General features: G+C 67.7%; 17 protein-coding genes. 6 read left to right on the top strand and 11 right to left on the bottom strand.

What is annotated here, in order from left to right; genetic code table 11:
- Positions 1-7 precede the first annotated feature (7 nt).
- Genes ACIQTX_RS18185 through ACIQTX_RS18175 form a run of 3 tightly spaced genes read right to left on the bottom strand, consistent with a single transcriptional unit; the run spans position 8 to position 1793 of the window.
- Positions 8-568, bottom strand: a complete 561-nt coding sequence (locus tag ACIQTX_RS18185; protein WP_402974868.1) for a hypothetical protein — start codon at positions 566-568, stop codon at positions 8-10.
- A gap of 29 nt (positions 569-597) precedes the next feature.
- A complete protein-coding gene (locus ACIQTX_RS18180) occupies positions 598-1290 on the bottom strand; it encodes a zf-HC2 domain-containing protein (protein ID WP_402974865.1) in 693 nt (230 codons plus the stop codon).
- On the bottom strand, positions 1287-1793 hold the full coding sequence (locus ACIQTX_RS18175) for a sigma-70 family RNA polymerase sigma factor (protein ID WP_105527732.1): 507 nt from the start codon (positions 1791-1793) through the stop codon (positions 1287-1289). The genes ACIQTX_RS18180 and ACIQTX_RS18175 overlap by 4 nt, the downstream gene beginning before the upstream one ends.
- A 71-nt stretch (positions 1794-1864) precedes the next feature.
- On the opposite strand from ACIQTX_RS18175, the gene ACIQTX_RS18170 reads away from it, so the two are divergent.
- Positions 1865-2335 (top strand): DUF2231 domain-containing protein, encoded by a 471-nt coding sequence (locus tag ACIQTX_RS18170; protein WP_402974862.1) that lies wholly within the window; start codon positions 1865-1867, stop codon positions 2333-2335.
- A gap of 3 nt (positions 2336-2338) precedes the next feature.
- Here the strand turns inward: ACIQTX_RS18170 and ACIQTX_RS18165 are convergent, their stop codons facing one another.
- A complete protein-coding gene (locus ACIQTX_RS18165; RefSeq protein WP_028503141.1) occupies positions 2339-3373 on the bottom strand; it encodes a substrate-binding domain-containing protein in 1035 nt (344 codons plus the stop codon).
- Positions 3374-3467: 94 nt separating this feature from the next.
- Here ACIQTX_RS18165 and ACIQTX_RS18160 point away from each other — a divergent pair, with 94 nt between their 5' ends.
- The 4 genes from ACIQTX_RS18160 to ACIQTX_RS18145 all read left to right on the top strand — a co-directional run bounded on the left by ACIQTX_RS18160 (position 3468) and on the right by ACIQTX_RS18145 (position 11543).
- Complete coding sequence (locus ACIQTX_RS18160) at positions 3468-5288, top strand: beta-galactosidase family protein (protein ID WP_402974857.1); 1821 nt, start codon at positions 3468-3470, stop codon at positions 5286-5288.
- Positions 5289-5516: 228 nt separating this feature from the next.
- Positions 5517-10709, top strand: coding sequence for an endo-alpha-N-acetylgalactosaminidase family protein (locus ACIQTX_RS18155; RefSeq protein ID WP_402974854.1), 5193 nt, complete (start codon positions 5517-5519; stop codon positions 10707-10709).
- A 205-nt stretch (positions 10710-10914) separates the two neighbouring features.
- A complete protein-coding gene (locus tag ACIQTX_RS18150) occupies positions 10915-11148 on the top strand; it encodes a FitA-like ribbon-helix-helix domain-containing protein (protein ID WP_155946126.1) in 234 nt (77 codons plus the stop codon).
- Entirely contained in the window at positions 11145-11543 is a 399-nt protein-coding gene (locus ACIQTX_RS18145; RefSeq protein WP_402974850.1) for a type II toxin-antitoxin system VapC family toxin, read from the top strand. Before ACIQTX_RS18150 ends, ACIQTX_RS18145 begins: the two co-directional genes overlap by 4 nt.
- A gap of 5 nt (positions 11544-11548) precedes the next feature.
- Here the strand turns inward: ACIQTX_RS18145 and ACIQTX_RS18140 are convergent, their stop codons facing one another.
- The 5 genes from ACIQTX_RS18140 to ACIQTX_RS18120 form a co-directional block, all read right to left on the bottom strand.
- On the bottom strand, positions 11549-12469 hold the full coding sequence (locus ACIQTX_RS18140; protein WP_402974847.1) for a carbohydrate ABC transporter permease: 921 nt from the start codon (positions 12467-12469) through the stop codon (positions 11549-11551).
- A complete protein-coding gene (locus ACIQTX_RS18135; RefSeq protein WP_028503146.1) occupies positions 12466-13443 on the bottom strand; it encodes a carbohydrate ABC transporter permease in 978 nt (325 codons plus the stop codon). The genes ACIQTX_RS18140 and ACIQTX_RS18135 overlap by 4 nt, the downstream gene beginning before the upstream one ends.
- A 92-nt stretch (positions 13444-13535) precedes the next feature.
- Complete coding sequence (locus ACIQTX_RS18130) at positions 13536-14849, bottom strand: extracellular solute-binding protein (protein ID WP_036274517.1); 1314 nt, start codon at positions 14847-14849, stop codon at positions 13536-13538.
- A gap of 193 nt (positions 14850-15042) precedes the next feature.
- Entirely contained in the window at positions 15043-15864 is an 822-nt protein-coding gene (locus ACIQTX_RS18125) for an MOSC domain-containing protein (protein WP_402974842.1), read from the bottom strand.
- 129 nt (positions 15865-15993) lie between these two features.
- Positions 15994-16179 carry a DUF3073 domain-containing protein gene (locus tag ACIQTX_RS18120; protein ID WP_028503149.1) on the bottom strand — a complete coding sequence of 62 codons (186 nt, stop codon included), beginning with the start codon at positions 16177-16179 and terminating at the stop codon, positions 15994-15996.
- Between the two features lie 147 nt (positions 16180-16326).
- Here ACIQTX_RS18120 and ACIQTX_RS18115 point away from each other — a divergent pair, with 147 nt between their 5' ends.
- Entirely contained in the window at positions 16327-16872 is a 546-nt protein-coding gene (locus tag ACIQTX_RS18115; RefSeq protein WP_402974839.1) for a universal stress protein, read from the top strand.
- Positions 16873-16950: 78 nt separating this feature from the next.
- Here ACIQTX_RS18115 and ACIQTX_RS18110 read toward each other — a convergent pair whose 3' ends face one another.
- Together ACIQTX_RS18110 and ACIQTX_RS18105 are read right to left on the bottom strand one after the other, a co-directional pair.
- Complete coding sequence (locus ACIQTX_RS18110; RefSeq protein WP_028503151.1) at positions 16951-17577, bottom strand: PadR family transcriptional regulator; 627 nt, start codon at positions 17575-17577, stop codon at positions 16951-16953.
- Positions 17574-18413: a DUF4097 family beta strand repeat-containing protein gene (locus tag ACIQTX_RS18105; protein WP_028503152.1), complete on the bottom strand. Its 840-nt coding sequence runs from the start codon at positions 18411-18413 to the stop codon at positions 17574-17576. The genes ACIQTX_RS18110 and ACIQTX_RS18105 overlap by 4 nt, the downstream gene beginning before the upstream one ends.
- Positions 18414-18430: the final 17 nt, after the last annotated feature.

The raw sequence follows: 18430 nt of genomic DNA, 5'->3' as shown, positions 1-18430 counted from the left end.
TGGCTGCTCACTCGCCCATGCGTTCCCCGGCGGGGGAGAGCACCCACCAGATGCCGCCGACGCCCTGGCCGTTGACGTCTCCCGCGGCGGCGTCTCCCGCGAAGTAATACAGCGGCCAGCCGTTGAGAGTCACCTGCGTGGAGCCGTCGGCGGTCGTGATGGTGCCGAGCTCGCCGGTCACTCCCTTCACGGCGGGGGCGTCGCTCGCAACCGTCAGCGGCGGCCAGTTCGTGAGGCATTCGCCGGTGCACGAGCTCTTGCCCGAACCCTGGGTGTCGTTGTCGAACATGTAGAGCGTCTTCCCGTCGGCGTCGACGACGATCTCGCCGAGATCCGAGTCCGCGGTCATCAGCGTTCCTGAGCCGGACTCCGATCCCGAGGTCGGGGCGCTCGACTCCGAGGACTGGCCGTAGGCGCCGCCCGTGTCGTCCGTGGTGCCACCGGAACCTCCGCCGGTCGACGTGCATCCGGCGACGGCGAACGTCATGAGCAGTGCGGCGACGGCCGCGGTCTTCGAGACTCTCGAGAGCATGGTGAACCTCCTGTGCAGGACCGCGGGTGCGGTCATGGAAGACACGAGAAGAAGACGGGAAAGGTTCACGATCCGTCGAGCGAGGAGCGCATCAGCACCGTTCCGGAGTCGACGGCACGGATCTCGACGGCGGCGATATCGGATGCCGGCAGCTCGGTGCCGGCGCTTAGGCGCGCGGTGGTGCCCGGGTGCGCCCGCCAGGTCGACAGCACGCTCTCGGTGCCGTCGTCGCTCACCACCACCAGTGCGTACGCCCACCCGTCAGCGGGAGCGTCGCCTTCGCTGCCGTAGTCGCAGATCATGTCGAGTCGGGTGCCCCAGGCGACATCGGTGAGACTGACGGAGGCAGTCAATGGCGCGTCTCGAAGCTGCTCGAGTGCGATCGTGGTCGACGGTGGACGCAGCTGGGTAGCGATCACGGGCACCGCCACGGCGGCGACGACGATCGCCGCGGCCGCGGCGATGCCCGCGATCCACGCGCGACGACGGCGGCGGGCGCGCTCGGTGGCGAGGGAGAGCACTCGAGCGCGGTGCTCGGGGGTCGGAGTCTCGGCATCCGGTGCCCGCAGCAGCGATTCCGCCCGCTCTGGGGTGACGCGGGAGAGCAGGCCGGGCATCGGTGCGATCTCCGCGATGGCGGTACGGCACTCGGTGCACTGCGCGAGATGCGCTTCGTACTCGGCGCGGTCGGCGGCGCTGAGAGCTCCGAGCACGTAGGCGGCGTCCCAGTCGGCATAGCGCGCGTGGTCGGCGTTCATCGCGTCACTCCCTTCTCCTGCAGCCCGAGTCGGAGGGCGCGCAGGCCATAGTGCAGCCTCGACTTCACGGTTCCCTCGGGGATCGTCAGCTCGTCGGAGATCTCCGACACGGTGAGGCCTCGGTAGTACGCGCGGACCACGACCTCGCGATGCGCCTCGGAGAGGGCAGAGAGTGCCTCCTCGATGAGGATCGCATCGAAGATCGCGTCGGTGGCGTCTCGCACGGCGGACTCGGGAGGTTCGTCTGTCGTGATCTCCCGGCGATGGTGGGCACTGCGCACCTCGTCCACCACCAGGTGGCGAGCGACGGTGTACATCCAGGAACGGGTCGACTCCGGATCGTCGGCGAGGATGCGCGGGGTCCGCCAGGCGCGCAGCAGGGTCTCCTGGACCACGTCGTCGGCTCCCGCCCGATCTCCGGTGAGGTGCACGACGTAGCGCCAGATCGGCGCGGCATGCGCGTCGTAGAGTGCGCCCAGTCGTGCCGCATCATCCTTCGGCATCCGCCACCTCCTTCGGTTCCTCTCCGAAGACACGAGACAGGGCCGCGAGAAGTTCATCTGAACCTCGCGCGATGTCATCCCGTGTCCTGAGTATGGACCTCTTCGAGATCGCCGGCCTCCCGCTGCATCCGCTCATCGTGCACGCGGTGGTCATCCTCGTGCCGCTCACCGCGCTGGCACTTATCCTCGGCGCCCTCCTCCCCGCAGCGCGCAAGAGGCTCGGCATCGTCACGCCGATCGCCGCGCTGGTCGTGCTGGTGCTCGTGCCCATCACCATGCTCGCCGGTCAAGCACTGGCGCAGCAGGTCGGACCGGTGCCGGCCGTCGTTCATCACGCGGCTCTCGGCGGGCTCCTGTGGCCGTGGGTGCTGGCGATGTTCGTCGTCGCCGCGGTGCAGTGGTGCTGGTACCGCTTCGGCGAGGGGCCTCGCAAGACGGCGCGCATGATCCTGGCCGTACTGGCCGTGGTGAGCGGCGCGGGGAGCACGGTCATGGTCGTGCTCATCGGCGAGGCCGGCGCCCGGGCGGTGTGGGGCGGGTGAGGGCTACCGCGCGGAGCGCGGCGGTGCGGTCGACGAGCGCACGATGAGCTGAGGATCGGTGGAGGGCATCTCGCCGACCGCATCGTGTCCCTCGATCTGCGCGATCACCCGGAGTGCAGCCGCGCGGCCCATCGCCTCGAAGGGCTGGCGGACCGTCGTGAGTGCGGGGGAGGCGTAGGCGGCGAGGGCGATGTCGTCGACGCTCACCACCGAGACGTCGTCGGGAACGCTGCGACCGGCCTCGTGCAGCGCGCGGATCAGGCCGAATGCCATCTCGTCGCTGCTGACGAACACGGCGGTGGCCTCGGGGATGGCCGCGATCGTGCGACCGGCGCGGTAGCCCGACTCGGGCGTCCAGTCGGCGGGGATCAGCGGCGGGGGCACGATTCCGCGGTCGCGGAGCGTCTGCTCCCAGGCCTCGCTGCGCTGCTGCGTCTCGGTCCAGTAGTCGTCGCCCGAGACATGCCATACGGTCTTGTGCCCGAGGTCGAGCAGGTGCTCGACGGCGAGACGGGCGATCGCACGCTGGTCGACGGCGAGTGGAGCGTCTTCGTCGAGGGAGGTGCGCTCGCTGCGGGTCGCGGGGGTGCGTTCGGTGCGCGCCCGCATCGCCGGGCTCTCGAGCTCGACCGGCACACCGAGGATGATGCCTTCGGCTCCCTGACGCTCCAGGCGGTCGAAGGCCTCCAGGAACGCCTCGGCCGACGCATGGTCGGCCACGGCCGCCGTCGACACGGTGTATCCGTTCGCCGCGGCCGCCTGCTGGATGCCGACGCCGAGCGCGGCCGAGGAGTACCGGTCGGTCGAGACCACGATCACGCCCAGCACGCGGGTGCGGCCGGAGGCGAGAGAGGCGGCGGCGGCGTGCACGCGGTAGCCGAGCTCTTCGACCGCGGCGAGCACTCGTCTGGCGGTATCCGGACGCACGTTGTCCTGCCCGGACATGACGCGCGAGACGGTCTGCGTGGAGACTCCGGCGAGCTGGGCGACATCGACCTGGCTGGGGGCGCGGTCGTCTCTCGGGCGACGAGGTGACATGTGCTCAATGGTAGCGATCAATCGGCGTAAATCCAGGAGGCGGCGAGTCGTGTGATGCGATAATGTGAACGCAAACACTCGTGCTTGGAGCGCTATGCCTGACCTTCTCGCCTCGGCTTTCGACGGCTCTTCCGTTGCCGTCGACGCCTCGGCCGCCGCGTCGCCGATCGGCGCGCCCACCCTGACCTGGCGCGATGGAGAGATCCTCCGCGACGGTGTCTCGCACCGCATCCTCGCGGGCTCGATCCACTACTTCCGGGTGCACCCCGACCAGTGGGAAGACCGCCTGCGCAGGCTCGCCGCGATGGGCGCGAACACGGTCGACACGTATGTCGCATGGAACTTCCACGAGCGCGTCGAGGGCGACGTGCGCTTCGACGGCTGGCGCGACCTCGAGCGCTTCATCCGCCTCGCCGGCGACATCGGACTCGATGTGTTCCTCCGGCCCAGTCCCTACATCTGCGCGGAGTGGTCCAACGGCGGCATCCCGTTCTGGCTGTCGGGGCGCGTCGCCGCGCTGCGCACCAGCGATCCGGACTTCCTGGCCGCGGTCGACGTCTGGTACGACGAGCTGATCCCCCGGCTCGTCCCTCTCCAGGCCTCGCATGGCGGACCGATCGTCGCGGTCCAGATCGAGAACGAGTACGGCTCATTCGCCAGCGACGCCGGCTACCTCGCCCACCTGCGCGACGGTCTCCGTGCACGTGGAATGGTCGAGATGCTCACGACCGCCGACGGCATCACGGGTGACATGATCGAGCACGGCAGTGTGCCAGGTGCCATGGCGACGTTCACCTTCGGCACAGGTGTCGCGAGGGCCGTGGAACTGCGACGCGAGGGCGATGCGCTCATGTGCAGCGAGCTGTGGGGCGGCTGGTTCGACCACTGGGGCGAGCGGCACCACGTGCGCTCACCCGCGAGCACCGGGGGCACGATCGAGGAGCTGCTGGCTGCCGGCGGATCCGTGAGCCTTTACATGGCGCATGGTGGCACCAACTTCGGCCTCTGGAACGGTGCGAACCACGACCAGGTGCTGCAGCCGACCGTCACCAGCTACGACTCGGATGCGCCCATCGGTGAAGACGGCACGCTCAATGAGAAGTTCCACGCACTGCGCGCGATGTTCGCGCCGTTCCATGCGCGCGAGCTCCCACCCGTCCCCGCATCCCCGCGGCGACAGGCCGCGGCGTCCGCGGCACTCACCCCGCGCGCCTCTCTGCTGGAGTTGATCGCTGCTCTCCCGGTGACCGGCGACGTCTCGCCTAGACCGCGCACGTTCGAAGAGCTCGGCGCCGAAGACGGCCTGGTCGCCTACGAGGCGGATGTGTCCTTCCCCGCCGACGCGATGCTCATGATCGACGGGCTGCACGACCGTGCCGTGGTGTTCCTCGACAGCCAGGCTCTCGGAGTGCTCGAGCGCGACGGCGAGACGTCTCTCGCGATGCCTGCCGACGGGGGAGCGGGCCGGCTCGCCATCGTCGTCGAGAGCCTCGGGCGCATCAACTACGGTCCGTACACGGGCGAGGGCAAGGGCATCATGCGTGGCGTGATGATCGGTCGGCGGCTGGTCAACGGATGGACGCATCGCCTGGTTCCGCAGGACGCTCCGGATCCGGCCTCCGGGTCGGCCGCTGAGGCCGCCGACGGCGTCGCCGTCGCCTCGCTCGACATCGTCGAGCCGCTCGACGCCTGGCTCGCCTTCCCCGGCGGATCTAAGGGCATGGTCTGGCTGAACGGCTTCCTCCTCGGTCGGTACTGGAAGGTCGGACCGCAGGAGACGCTCTATGCGCCGGCGCCGCTGTGGAAGGCCGGGCGCAACGAGATCGTGGTGCTCGACACCGACGGTCTCGGTCCGACGGTCGAGATCCGCGAACAGCCGTCCTTCGGCGAGACCGAGGAGTTCATCGGCTCCTGATCCAGGATGCCGCGAGAGCCGTCCTGCACTTCGTGTGCGGGACGGCTCTTCTCGTTTGAGCGGGGCTACTTTTGGCCAATGTTTGCGCTCGCTATCAGCAAACGCTTGATATACCGCTCTTCACATGCCTATTGTGATAGCGCAAACATTGGTGAGAGCCGATGTCATCCATCTGCGGCGCATCGGGGCGTCTTCCTCCCGGTCGACGCTCCGATCGAGAGGCAAGACGTGTCGAAACCTTCCCGACCGCCCCGCACCGCCGTCGCCGTCAGCTCGCTGCTGGTGACGGCGCTCGCGTTCGGCGGCGTGTTCGCCCAGGCGCCATCCGCGCAGGCAGCCGACCTGATCTCCGTCCCCAAGACCGACTACCGGCTGCACGGGGTATCGAGCGAATCGGATCCCTACCCCGCGCCACCGGCGCTCGACGGCACGGCGCTTGCTGCCTTCGACGGCGACTACGGCACCCAATGGGTGTCCCGCTACACGCAGAAGGATCCATTCCCGCATTGGGTCTCCATCGACCTGCAACGCGCCCTCTCGGTGAAGGCTCTCGACTATTCGGGCAAGGTCGGCCAGCGGATCGACGCGAAGACCGTCGAGGTCTACGTCACCGATGACGCACAGGCCGCAGCCCTCTCTCCTGCCGATGGTGGTTGGGGAGCAGCGGCGGCGACGGCGACTCTGCATGCGCCGACGGCCAACGGAGAGAAGCAGCGAATCAGCCTGGACACGGCGAAGGAGGGCCGCTACGTCGCACTGTTGATCGTCGACGCGCAGGACATGGCAGGCAACGGCGCCGGCGCGGGAGAGATCGAGGTCTTCTCCGACGAGGAGCTCCCGCCGATCGTCACCGAGCCGGAGGTTCCGGATACCGATGAGACCGTAGAGATCACCGACGGCGGTACGACCGCCTTCGTCTCGACCGAGTTCCCTCGGATCACCGGCTACCAGGTGGGCGGCGAGAAGATCGCCGGACAGCGCACCTCGGCGAAGACCTGGTCGGTGAACGGTACGGCCTACGCGGCGGAGACCACTTCGACGCCCTCGGCCACAGGAGTCGACTACGTGTCGAAGCTGAAGGGGATCGACGTCACCGTGCGCAGCAGCATCCGCGTCGCGAAGGACGGGACCGTCGGGTTCGAGGTCACCGCCGTCGACGGCACGGCGACCGTGACCACCCTCGGCCTGCCTGACAACGCGTTCCTCTCCGCGAGTGCCGCAGATGCGGGGTCGGCGCTCGACCGCACCGTGATCAGCCCGGACAGCACGAAGAACGCAGACGAGCACATCGCCGTGAACGGCGCGACGGCGACCGGTCAGAAGGGGGCGGCCTTCGCGTTCCTCGGCAACGGCTCGCTCGTGGGCAGTGTGATCACCAACGCGACCACACAGGCCTCCGGCGGCACCGCATCGTGGAACGGTCGCCTGACCACGCGCGTGACCGAGGCGGCAGGGCGCACGGCCGAGATCGGCTCCAGCACCTGGCTGATCCATCCGACCACCGCCGTCGATGACCGGGTGACCACATACGCGCTGCCGAAGGTCACGGTGCTGCTCGCCGCCGACCGCAACGGCGACGCGAAGGTCGACTGGCAGGATGCGGCGATCCGCTATCGCGAGGTCGACACCCCGCGGCTCGGCGCCGACCGGGTCGCCGAGCGCGTGGTCAGCCGCATCCCGTTCAACTTCGCCTCCAGTGCGACGAACTACTTCGACCTCACGCTCGACAACACCAAGCGCATCGCGAACCAGACCGACGGTCTCGGCCAGTGGGTGCTCAACAAGGGCTACGGCAGCGAAGGCCACGACTCCGCGAACACCGACTACGGCGGAAACTACAACGAGCGCGCCGGCGGTCTCACCGACCTCAACAACCTCGTCGACGAAGGCGCCAAGCTCAACGCCGACATGAGCGTGCACGTCAACGCCACCGAGATGTATCCGCAGGCCAACGCCTTCGACCCCGCGATCATCGACGGCACGGCCCCGTACAAGCCGGGCTGGAACTGGCTCGACCAGTCGTACTACATCAACCAGCAGGCCGACCTCGGCACGGGCCGCGTGCTCGACCGCTTCCAGCAGCTGCGCGATGAGGTTCCCGGCCTCAGCGGCGTCTACATCGACGTCTACTACTCCAACGGCTGGGTCGCCGAAGAGCTCGCCGACGAGCTGAACGGCATGGACCTCGAGGTCGCGACCGAATGGGGCGACAAGTTCGTCGACAGCACGGTCTGGTCGCACTGGCCCAACGATCTGGCCTACGGCGGCAAGGACAACAAGGGCATCAACTCCACGATGGTGCGCTTCATCCAGAACGGTCAGGCCGACGTCTGGAACGACGACCCTCTGCTCGGCCAGCAGCGGCTGATCGACGCCGAGGGTTGGCAGGGCAACCGCAACTGGGACAGCTTCGTCGACAACATCTGGAAGCAGAGTCTGCCGACCAAGTTCCTGCAGCACTTCGATCTGCTCACCTACGAGGCAGGCACCGCGGCGACGCTGACGGACGACGTGGCGGTCCGCATGGACGGGACCACCAGGGTCGTCACGATGGACGGGGCGACGGTGCTGCGAGGCGACTCGTATCTGCTGCCGTGGCAGTCGCTGGCGTCGAATCAGGACGCAGGCTCGCCGGTCGACGCCGACAAGATGTACTTCTATTCCGCATCCGGTGGCGAGAAGACGTTCGGTCTCACCGACGCCTTCCGCGGCAACACCGCCTTCGATGTCTTCAAGCTCGGCGACCAGGGCCGCGTCAAGATCGGCACGGTGAATGCGACCGACGGCGAGCTCACGCTCAGCGGTGACAAGGGCGCGGCGTACGTCGTGGTTCCGCAAGGCGGCGCACAGCGCGCAGCCGTCGAGTATCACGACGCCGGCCTCGACGACCCGGGGTTCAACTCCGGTTCGCTCGACGCCTGGAACCCCCAGGGCGATGTGACGATCGAGCGCACCGACTTCGGCAGTGCGAAGAACGAGTCCCGTGGCGACAACATCGCCGTGCTCGGGGCGGCCGCTTCGTCGATCTCGCAGACCGTGACCGGGCTCACCCCCGGGCAGCGGTACGCGTTCTCGGCACAGGTGCAGATCGATCCCACGGCGACCCGCGACGTGAGCGTCTCGGTCGACACCGGCTCCGGCGCGGTGACCCGCACGTGGAACCTCTCGCCGACGTACAACTACATGCGGGCCGACTCCAAGGCGGGCCAGTACTACCAACGCGGCTCGACGTCGTTCCTCGCACCGGCCTCCGGTGAGGTCACCGTGTCGGTCGGTGCCGTCGCGGGTGACGCGAAGGTCCGCATCGACAACGCCCGCGTCTCGGCCGACACCACGTCGCCGTTCGCGGCCGGCACGGTGTACTCGAACGACTTCGAGGGCAACGAGGCGGGCTGGGGACCGTTCGTGAAGGGCGACGCCGGCGGTGTCGAAGATCCGCGCACGAGCATCTCGCGCCGTCACGACCCGTACACGAGCAGCGACTGGCGCAACACCGCCAAGCCGTTCGATGCGGGGCCCCTCGCCGGGCTCGCGGTGGACACGACGCTCAACGGCGACCACTCGCTGATGTCGCACTCCGAGAACAACGGGGTCGTCTACCGCACCGACCCCACGCTCGTGCCGCTGCAGGCAGGACACTCCTACCGCATCGGGTTCGACTACCAGGTCGGGGCGAGCGGGGCGTATCGCTGGCTGACCGGCACCGATGCCGTGGCGGGTGGCAAGGTCACATCGACAACGCTCAGCCGCACCGGGATCGCGCAGGCGCACGAGACGGCAGAGTTCTCGCAGGACGTGATCGTCGGGTGCGGCGACTACACCTGGGTGGGACTCGAGCGTGTCGGCGGACCGGAGGTCGACTTCATACTCGATGACTTCACCGTCACCGACCTCGGCCCGACGACGGGCGGCACGCCCTGCGCGACGGTGTCCGGCGACGCAGGCGTCCTGAGCCCCGGTGCACAGACCGCATTCACGACCACCTTCACCAACAGCGAGTCGATCTCCGTCGACAACATCGGTGTGCAGCTCGAGGTACCGGAGGGGTATCTGGTCGAGGTCGCCGACGGCTCGTCGAACCTGTTCGATGAGGTCGCGGCCGGCGACAGCGTGAAGACCACCTGGCTGGTCACCGCGCCGGCGGCGGCTGCGGGCGCGACGGTCGGCATCGGGATCGCGGCGACCTACCTCGCGGACTGCGATGTGCGCACGGTCGGCACGACGCAGGAGGTGTCGGTGTCCTCGCGGGCCCGCATCCCCAACGCGCAGATCTCCGTGACGGCGAGCTCCGAGGAGACGGAAGGCGAAGACGGTGCGGCCGCGAACATGCTCGACGGCGACGCCGGCACGTTCTGGCACAGCCGGTGGAGTTCGGCGGCGACGTCGTACCCGCATGTGATGACGTTCGACCTCGGCGCTGCCCAGGAGATCGACGGTATCTCGTACCTGCGCCGCGGAGCCAACCAGAACGGCCCGATCAAGGGGTACGAGGTAGCGGTGTCGACCGACGGGCAGACGTTCACGCCCGTCACCACCGGTGAATGGAAGAACGTCCCGGAGTGGCAGGACGTGGACTTCGCGGCGACCACGGCTCGGTATGTCCGGGTCACGGCCACATCGTCGATCTCGGGCACGCAGTTCGCGGCCGTCGCCGAGATGGCGATCTACGGCACGTCGTCGCCGAAGAGCGGCAGCGCGCCGAAGACACGACCGGCCGACGACCTGAGCGAGTGCAACCCGGTGACGGATCCGAAGCTCGGACTCGACTCGGATTCGGTGCGTGCCGGTGAGACCGTCGGCACGGTGCTCACGGGCTTCGCGCCGCGCTCGACGGTTTCGGTCTGGCTCGACAACGTCAAGCTGACGGATGCCGCGGTCGATGCGAAGGGCTCCCTGACGACGCGACTGCTGATCCCGGCGAACGCCGCGGTCGGAAAGCACCGCGTCATCGTGCAGGACTCGGCTGGCGCCGAGCTCGCCAGCGCACCGTTGAAGGTCAAGAAGGCGAAGCCGGGGAAGGAGGCGACCGTCACGGCATCCATCGGTTCGGTCGTCGCCGGAGCGAGCGTGACCGTGCAACTGAGCGGTTTCGAGCCTGACGCCCTGGTGCAGCTCTGGCTGCACTCCGAGCCGGTGCGCATCGGCGAGGTGACGGTGTCGGCCGAGGGCGATGCGGTGGCCACGGTCACGATCCCTGCGGCGACGCCGGCTGGAGCACACGCCCTCGTCGCGACTGATGCCCAGGGCGTCGAGCTGGCTCGGGGCGACCTCGCAGTCACCGCGGCGGTCGGAAGCGTCAGCGGTGGAAACCTCGCGACGACCGGTGCTGACGGAGCGATCTGGGCGGGGGCGGCGTTCGCGGCGCTTGCCGCGATGGGCCTCGGCCTGGCGCTCTGGCTGCGCAGGCGCCGCCACATCTGACCGCACTGACACGAACGGCCCGGAGGCTCATCCCCTCCGGGCCGTTTCGTGCTGTGCGGCGGAAGCGGCTTCCCTGCACGACAGGGGTCGGTATCGGGTTCTCCCGATCCTTCGGTGCCCTGTGTTCGCGCTGTGCGGCGAGAACGCGTGAGGAATCAAGATGGTTCCCGTAGCCGAGCGAAAGGAACGCATGCATACTGTAAGCATGCCCAACGTGCTGATCCGCGACCTCGATCCGAGCATCCACTCGGTCCTTGCGGCACGCGCGGAGTCACGCGGGCAGTCACTACAGCAGTACCTGACGTCTGAGCTGGCGCTCATCGCGTCCCGCCCCACTGTTCCGGAACTCTTGGCCGCGCTCGCGGAGCGACCTGTCTCGCCGGCCATCTCGCCGGAGGCGATCGTCGCGGCGATCCGGGAGGGGCGAGCCGATCGATGATCGTCGTCGACGCATCCATCGTGGTCGACGTCGTCTGCAATGTCGGTTCCACCGCTGCCCTCCATCGGCGCCTGACCGACGAAGTGCTGCTCGCGCCTGACCTGCTGCCCGTCGAGGTCGCGTCCGCGCTGCGCGGCTTGAACCTAGGGGGTGGACTGACCGATGCCGCGCTCGAGGCCGCAGCCGTCGACCTCGCCCGGCTACGCGTCGAGCTGCATCCCACGCTGCCGCTCATTCCGCGCATCCTGGCGCTCCGCCAGAATGTGACGGCCTACGACGCGGCCTATGTCGCGCTTGCGAGTGTGTTCGGGTGTCCACTGATCACGCATGACCGAAGGCTCGCGCGTGCAGCCTCCGGTCACTGCGCAGTCGAGGTGCCTGTCACTTCAGGCTGACGGGATCAGCCCTTCACGGCGCCGGCGGCGAGGCCGGAACGCCAGTACTTCTGCAGGGCGAAGAACAACAGCACGAGCGGGATGACTCCGAGCAGGGCGCCGAGCATGACCGCGCCCTTGTCCGGGGCGAAGTAGCTCACCATGCCGTAGAGGCCGAGGGTCACGGGCTTCAGATCCTGACTCGAGATCATCATGAGCGGCAGCAGGAAGTTGTTCCACGTCGCCACGAAGATGAACAGGAAGATCGTCACCATCGCGGGGCCGAGCAGACGCATCACGATCGTGAAGAAGATGCGTGCCTCCCCGGCGCCGTCGATGCGGGCGGCCTCCAACAGCTCGGTCGGCACAGAGGACTGGGCGTAGACCATGCCGAGGAAGACGCCGAACGGAGACACGGCCGAGGGGATGATGATCGCCCACATCGTGTTCGTCAGCCCCAGGGCCTGGAACTCGATGTACAGCGGTACCGTCAGCAGGGCCACGGGGAGCAGGAGACCTGCCATGATCACCCCGACCGCGATCTTCTTGCCGGGGAACGCGAACTTCGCGATCGCGTAGCCGGCCATCACCGCGAACAGAGTGCCGATGACACCTGCACTCACGGAGTACAGCATCGAGTTTCCGACCCACCGCCAGAACAGTCCCTGGGTCCAGTTCATCAGGCTGTCGTAGTTGGTGTCGAGGTTCCAGTCGGCGAACCAGAAGCCGAAGGTCGACGTGAGGTCGGTGTTGTTCTTCGTCGATGCGACGATCAACCAGTACACCGGCACGAGGAAGTACAGCGTCGCCACGACCAGTGCGATGATCCCGAACACACGCGTGAGCGGGCTCGGTGCGATCGAGGGCGGCGGAGCATCCACATCGCGCGGACGACGGGGGCGTCGACGCGTGGATGACTCGGTGGTGATGAGGCGCGTGGTGGTCATGCGTCGCCCTTTCGTCGCTGCAGCAGCGCGTAAACGATCGCGAGCACTCCGGCGATCAGAGCCATGAGCAGGGAGTATGCGGATGCCGGGCCGCTGCCGGACGGCGAGATCTCGCCCATCATCGTGTTGTAGGTGAGCATCATCGGAGTGAAGTCCTTGCCCATCCAGGAGTTCGCGGCCTGCAGGACCACCGGCTCGTTGAACAGCTGGATGGTGCCGATGATCGAGAGCAGCACGGCGAGGAGAGCCGCACCCCGCACCAGGGGCACCTTGATGCGCATCGAGATCTGGAAGCCGGATGCTCCGTCGAGGCGGGCGGCCTCGTACAGGTCGCGGGGCACGGCCTGCAGCGCCGAGAGGAAGATGAGCATGTTGTAGCCCGTGTAGGTCCAGGTCGTCATGTTCGCCATCGAGAAGAGGATCGTCCCCGGCGCCATGAAGTCGGTGCCCTCGGGGAGGAACGGCAGGAAGGGCGACACCTCCGGCGTGTAGAGGTAGAGCCACATCATGGCCGCGATGATGCCGGGGACCGCGTAGGGGAGGAAGAAGGAGAGCCGGAAGAGCGTCGGGCGGCGCACGATGAACGAGTCCAGCAGCAGGGCGAGTCCGAGGGCGACGACGATCATCACCGGGATCTGCAACGCGGCGTAGAGGACTACGCGTCCCATCCCGGTCCAGAAGGCTCCGTTGGTAGCGGCCATGACGAAGTTCTCGAGACCGACGAACGTGTCGACGAGCTCGCCGCCGCCGTAGAGGCCGTCGCCCGCAGGAACCTGCGCGAAGAACGAGGACCGTACCGACACGATGATCGGCACGAGGAAGACCACGATGAACAGCACGGCGAACGGCGCCATGAAAAGCCAGCCCGTGAGGCCCTCATGTCGCGTGCCGAACCGGCGCCTCCGGGTGGGATCCGCCGGGATGCGCGGTGCCGGTGCAGGCACCGCGCCCCGCGTTTCGGTCACTGTGACCATGGTGTCGCCTCTCGATCTATCACGACGACGGCGGAGTGCACGATTGCGCGTGCACTCCGCCGTCGATCATCCGATGATGCCTTCTCGTCGACTCACTCTGCGACCGGGAGGCCGAGGTCCTTCAGAGAGGCCACTGCGGTGTCCTGTGCGGTGGTGAAGATGTCGGCGACCGTTGCGGTACCGGCGACGGCGCCTGCGGCGGTCTCATTCATCTTCGACAGCGTCGAGAAGCCCGGTGCGTAGGGGAAGTCCGGGTTCAGGTTCTCGGTCGCCGTGCCGAGCTCGGCGAGCACATCCTGTCCGCCGAACTGGCGGAGCATCTTCTCGGGGGTCTCCACGTCGCCCTTGGCGGCGACGACGAGGCCCTGTGAGGCGAGGTCGTCGACCTGCGTGTTGAACCAGTCGTTGAACTCCATCGCCTCGGCGGGGTACTTGCAGTCCTTCATCACCGAGACGCCGGAGCCGCCGTCGGGGCCGCTCATGGCGCCGGCGCCGAGATCGGGGAGCTGGGCGACGCGCCACTGTCCCTCGGCCGGAGTGCCGTCGAGTGAGTCGAGGAGGAAACCGGCCTCCCATGCGGCACCGACGTGGCCGATGAGGCTGCCGTCGTTGAGTGCGGCGGTGAAGCCCTCACCCCAGCGCTCGGTCGCGAGAGTCTGCTTGTTGTCGAGGAGGCCCTGCCAGAACCCGGCGACTCGTTCGGAGCCTGCGCCCTCGGCGTCGACCTTCCACTCGTCGCCCTCGGTGGTGAACCAGGTGTCGCCCGCAGCCGCGGACTGGGCGGAGAGCCAGTTCTGCGCTTCGTCGGGCGTGAAGGCGGTCACGTACTTGCCGGCGGCGGCTGCAGTGGCGGAGTCGGCCGTGAGGTCATCGAGTGTCTTCGGCACATCCAGGCCCAGCGCCTGGAACTCGGCCTCGTTGTAGAAGTACACGAGGGGGCCGGTGTCCTGCGGAAGGCCCACGATCGCGTCGCCGACCTTCATGCCGCTGAAGGCTCCGGCCGAGAAGTCGTCCTCGTACTTCTTGGCCTCGTCCGCGACATCCTGCAGCAGCCCCTTGACGAACAGCTGGGGGACCTCGGAGTAGCCCGTCTGCGCGAGGCAGGGTCCGTTGCCGGCTTTCACGTCGGTCTCGAGCTTGAGGATCATGTCGCTCGACTTGCCGTCGAACTTCGTCGCCTTCACCTGGATGTCGGGGTGCTCCGCATTCCAGCGATCGACGATCTCGGAGGCCGGGGTCATGCCCTCGCCGTCGGGGAGACGGTGCAGGTACTCGATCGTGATGGGTTCGCCGCTGGCTCCGCTGTCACCGGAGTCACCGGATGAGCAGGCCGCGAGGCCGAAGGCCGACACCGCGCCGACCGCGACGATTGCGGCGGTACGGGTGAAGCGAGGGGTGATTGCCATGCTGTTCTCCTCTTTGAGGTCATGTTCCTGCGGATCGTCCTGTGCGGGGGATGACGCCGAAGCATCGTCGATCACATCCACATCAAATCAGAAAATGTTTGCGCTCACAAGCCTGAGGATACGACGACTCAGCCGCATCGGCGGCAGGCAAAGGGAGCGCTGACATTGCGATGTCCGCGGTCGGAGGGCGTGGTCAGTGTGCGTGGACTTCGTCGTCGACACGAATCGTGCCGCCGTGCTGTCGGCCGCTGCCATCTTCCGATGCCCAGCCGGGGAGCAGGAGGCGTCCGAGAGTCGGCTCCTGCTGCGCGAGAGCTCCGGTGAGGGTCGTGAGCACCTTCGCGTCCCGTACACCGGTGTCGGGGTTCGCGTGGGTCGCGAGACATCGCACGATGGGGCCGGCTGCTCGGAACTCCAGCTCGCCGATGCGAACGTCGCCGGTCCAGGTGAGTTCGTTCCAGGGGGCCACGCCGTCGACCACCACGTTGGAGCGGAATCGCCGGTCATCGATCTTCATCCCGAGGGCTTCGCCCAATGCGCGCACGCTGCCTCGACCGTGCACCGAGACGTATCCGCGGGAACGATCCTGGAATCGGGCGGTCTCCCCGTCGCCGACGAGTACGAGGGGGAGTCGGCCGGGACGCCGAAGACGTCGTCCTTCGGGGGTTGCGAGGACGAACTCGGTGACGGCTTCCGTCAGCTCGTCGCGCCCGTCGGCGTCGAGCACCGCTTCCACGAGCACAGCACCGGCATGTTCGATGCGGATCCGCCGTGCCCGGTCGTCGTAGCTCGTGTGCAGCGCAGCGAGCGCGGGGAAATCCTGGAGGGCGAGGCCCTTGGCCTTCGGCCAGTAGTCGAAGCCGTCGCGGTTCTCAGGCTCCACGGCATCCGCGAATCGGAATGCCAGGACCCGGTCGCCGGCGATCCTGCCGTCGGGCTGCACCGTGAGCGAATCGCGACGCTCGGGTGTGAGCCCCTTGATCGGGTGGCGGTAGAGGGCGACGACACGAGCCATGAGGAGATCCTCTCAGCTGCTGATGCTCGCTCATGACGGATGAGGATCCGGCATCCCTGACGGGGATCCTCATCCGGGCACGACGAAACACCCGCACGTAGTGCGGGTGTCACGAAGCAGGTCAGGCGGTCAGGCCTTCTCTAGCTCGTCTTCGTCTTCGTCCTCGTACTCGTCGGCCCATTTGTCGACATAGGCGTCTTCGTCGGTCGGGTGACCCAGCTCGCGCTCGAGCGCTGAGTAGTTCACCGACGGACTGTACGCCTTGAGTTCGCGGGCGATCTTGGTGTGTTTCGCCTTCTGACGGCCACGGCCCATGCGCGAGACCCCCTCACGAGTTAAGCTGCGGGCTGTGAGACCCGAGGCATTCACGACACCGGCGAGAAGCCGGTAAGAGTAGCATTCAGAATAGCACGCGGGTAAGACCCTCTGGCTGAAGCCAGGCTGGTGAAGGGAACGATCTTCATGACCGAGAACACCTCCACTCCGTCCGATGAGGCCGCACAGAACGCGGCGCTGCAGAAGGCCGTCATCGTCGGCATGCAGTTGGACCAGGATCGACACGTGATCGACGAGGCTGTGCGCTATGCGCGATTGCTGAGTGCGCCGCTCGTGGTGGCGCATGTCGACGTCACTCGTTTCGTGACGTACGAAGACCCGGACGGCTACGTCCATTCGGCTCCGATCGACATCAACTTCGATGCCGGCGCTGCGGAGTTCGAGGCCGTCGAGGCTGCGGCGGCGAAGATGCTGGCCGGGACCGACGTCACCTGGACCGCGCGTCAGCTCGTCGGGGATCCGGCGCTGGCGATCAAGCAGCTCGCCCACAAGCTCGATGCCCAGCTGATCGTCGTCGGCACCCGCAAGCGCGGTATCGGCGAGTCGATCAGGGAGTTCTTCACCGGGTCGGTCGCGGCGCGGCTTGCGCACCGACAGCATCGTTCGATCCTGGTGGTGCCGCTGGGCGAGCCTGTGCCCGACGAGCAGAAGGAGATCTGGCCGGAGCAGTAGCAGCCGATCCCCGAACGCAGAAGAGGCCCCGTCGGCAGTTCGCCGACGGGGCCTCTTCTATGGGTCACTCCCGGGAGGTCACGATCTGGGTGTGCTCAGGGCGACCGTCACGCCGCGGGCGGCCGTGTCGAGAGTCGTCTCGAGTTCGGTGACGACAGCCGGCGTGAGGATGCCGCCCTTCGCGATGTGGGTACGCAGGTCGGTGCGCACCCTGGCGCGGAAGGCGTTGATCACGGCATCCGCGCGGTGCATCTCCTCACGGCTGACGAGGCGGGAATCGTCGGTCGCCGTGCGAGGACGGTTCTTCGCCGCGGTGCGCTCGCCCTTCTCTGCTGCTGCGAGGTCGGCGCGAAGGCTCTTCATCGCGTCCTGCACGCTCTGCCGGACCTCGCTCGCGATCAGTCTTACGGAGTCGGTGAGCCCCGCCTCGATACCGGCGAGGTCGCCCTCGCGCGATGCGAGCTCGGCCCGACCGGCCTCGGTGATCGCATAGATCGTGGTGCGGCCGTCGACCGTCTTGGAGACCAGGCCCTCCTCCTCGAGCTTCGCGAGCCGCGGGTAGATGGTTCCGGCGCTGGGTGTGTACGTGCCTCCCGTGCGATCGGTGAGCGACTGGATGATGCCGTAGCCGTGCTGCGGCGCCTCGGCGAGGAGTGACAGCAGGTACAGGCGCAGGTCGCCGTGAGAGAAGACTGCGGGGCTCATGCTTCCCACTCCGCGTCTTCCGTGATCGATGCGGGGGTGCGGCGGAGGACCGTGACCCCACCGGAGACGGAGTTCGCGCGCAGGTCGACGAAGCGTCCGGCGAGCTCTCCCGTCGTACCGGTGTAATTGCTGGGGCCGGTTGAGTTGCGCTCGATGCCGTCGATCAGCAGCCGGCCGGTCAGGGAGCGGATCACGTAGTTCGCGGCGAGCGACTCGTCGAGGCGCACGGTGGTGCCGCCCGAGACCGAGTTGACGTTGATGGTGTTCACATCTCCTGCTGCATCCACCAGGGTGGCGCCGGAGACGATGTCGACGGTCGCGCGGCGGACGGCGCCCGTGACAGCCACGTCGCCCGAGACGCTGTTGGCGGTGATCGAGCCGGTGAGGCCGCGCACCTGCACGTCGCCCGAGACGGAGTTGACGGTCAGGTCGCCGATCAGCGTGTCGACGATGATGTCGCCGGACACGGTGTTGAGGCGGGCGTCGTTGCGGAGTCCGGAGACCAGTGCCCCGGCGCTGACGACGCCGAGGTTCAGGGCGATCGCACGGGGTACCGCGACGCTCACCTCGGCGCGGGGGCCGCCGGAGCCGAAGTTGCGGAACACCTCGAGGAAGTTGTCCCAGCCGAGCTGCGGGTGGTCGATCTCGACCTCGCCGTCGTGGGACTCGATGCGCAGGTCTTTGGCTGTGACGCCGTGCACCTCGATGCGGATGCCCGGTTCGTCGTGGGCGATGATGTCGACCTGTCCGCCGACCAGGCCCACCTTGAGGCGGGTGACGGATTCGATGTCGATGACGCGTTCCTCGCCGGGGGCGATGAGCCACTTCTCGGTCATGTGTGCTTCTCCTGTGT

It is taken from the genome of Microbacterium sp. NPDC090281, from assembly GCF_044769635.1.
Lineage (GTDB): Bacteria > Actinomycetota > Actinomycetes > Actinomycetales > Microbacteriaceae > Microbacterium.
Note: the sequence above shows the minus strand (reverse complement) of the source record. Positions and strands in the feature narration are given on the sequence as shown.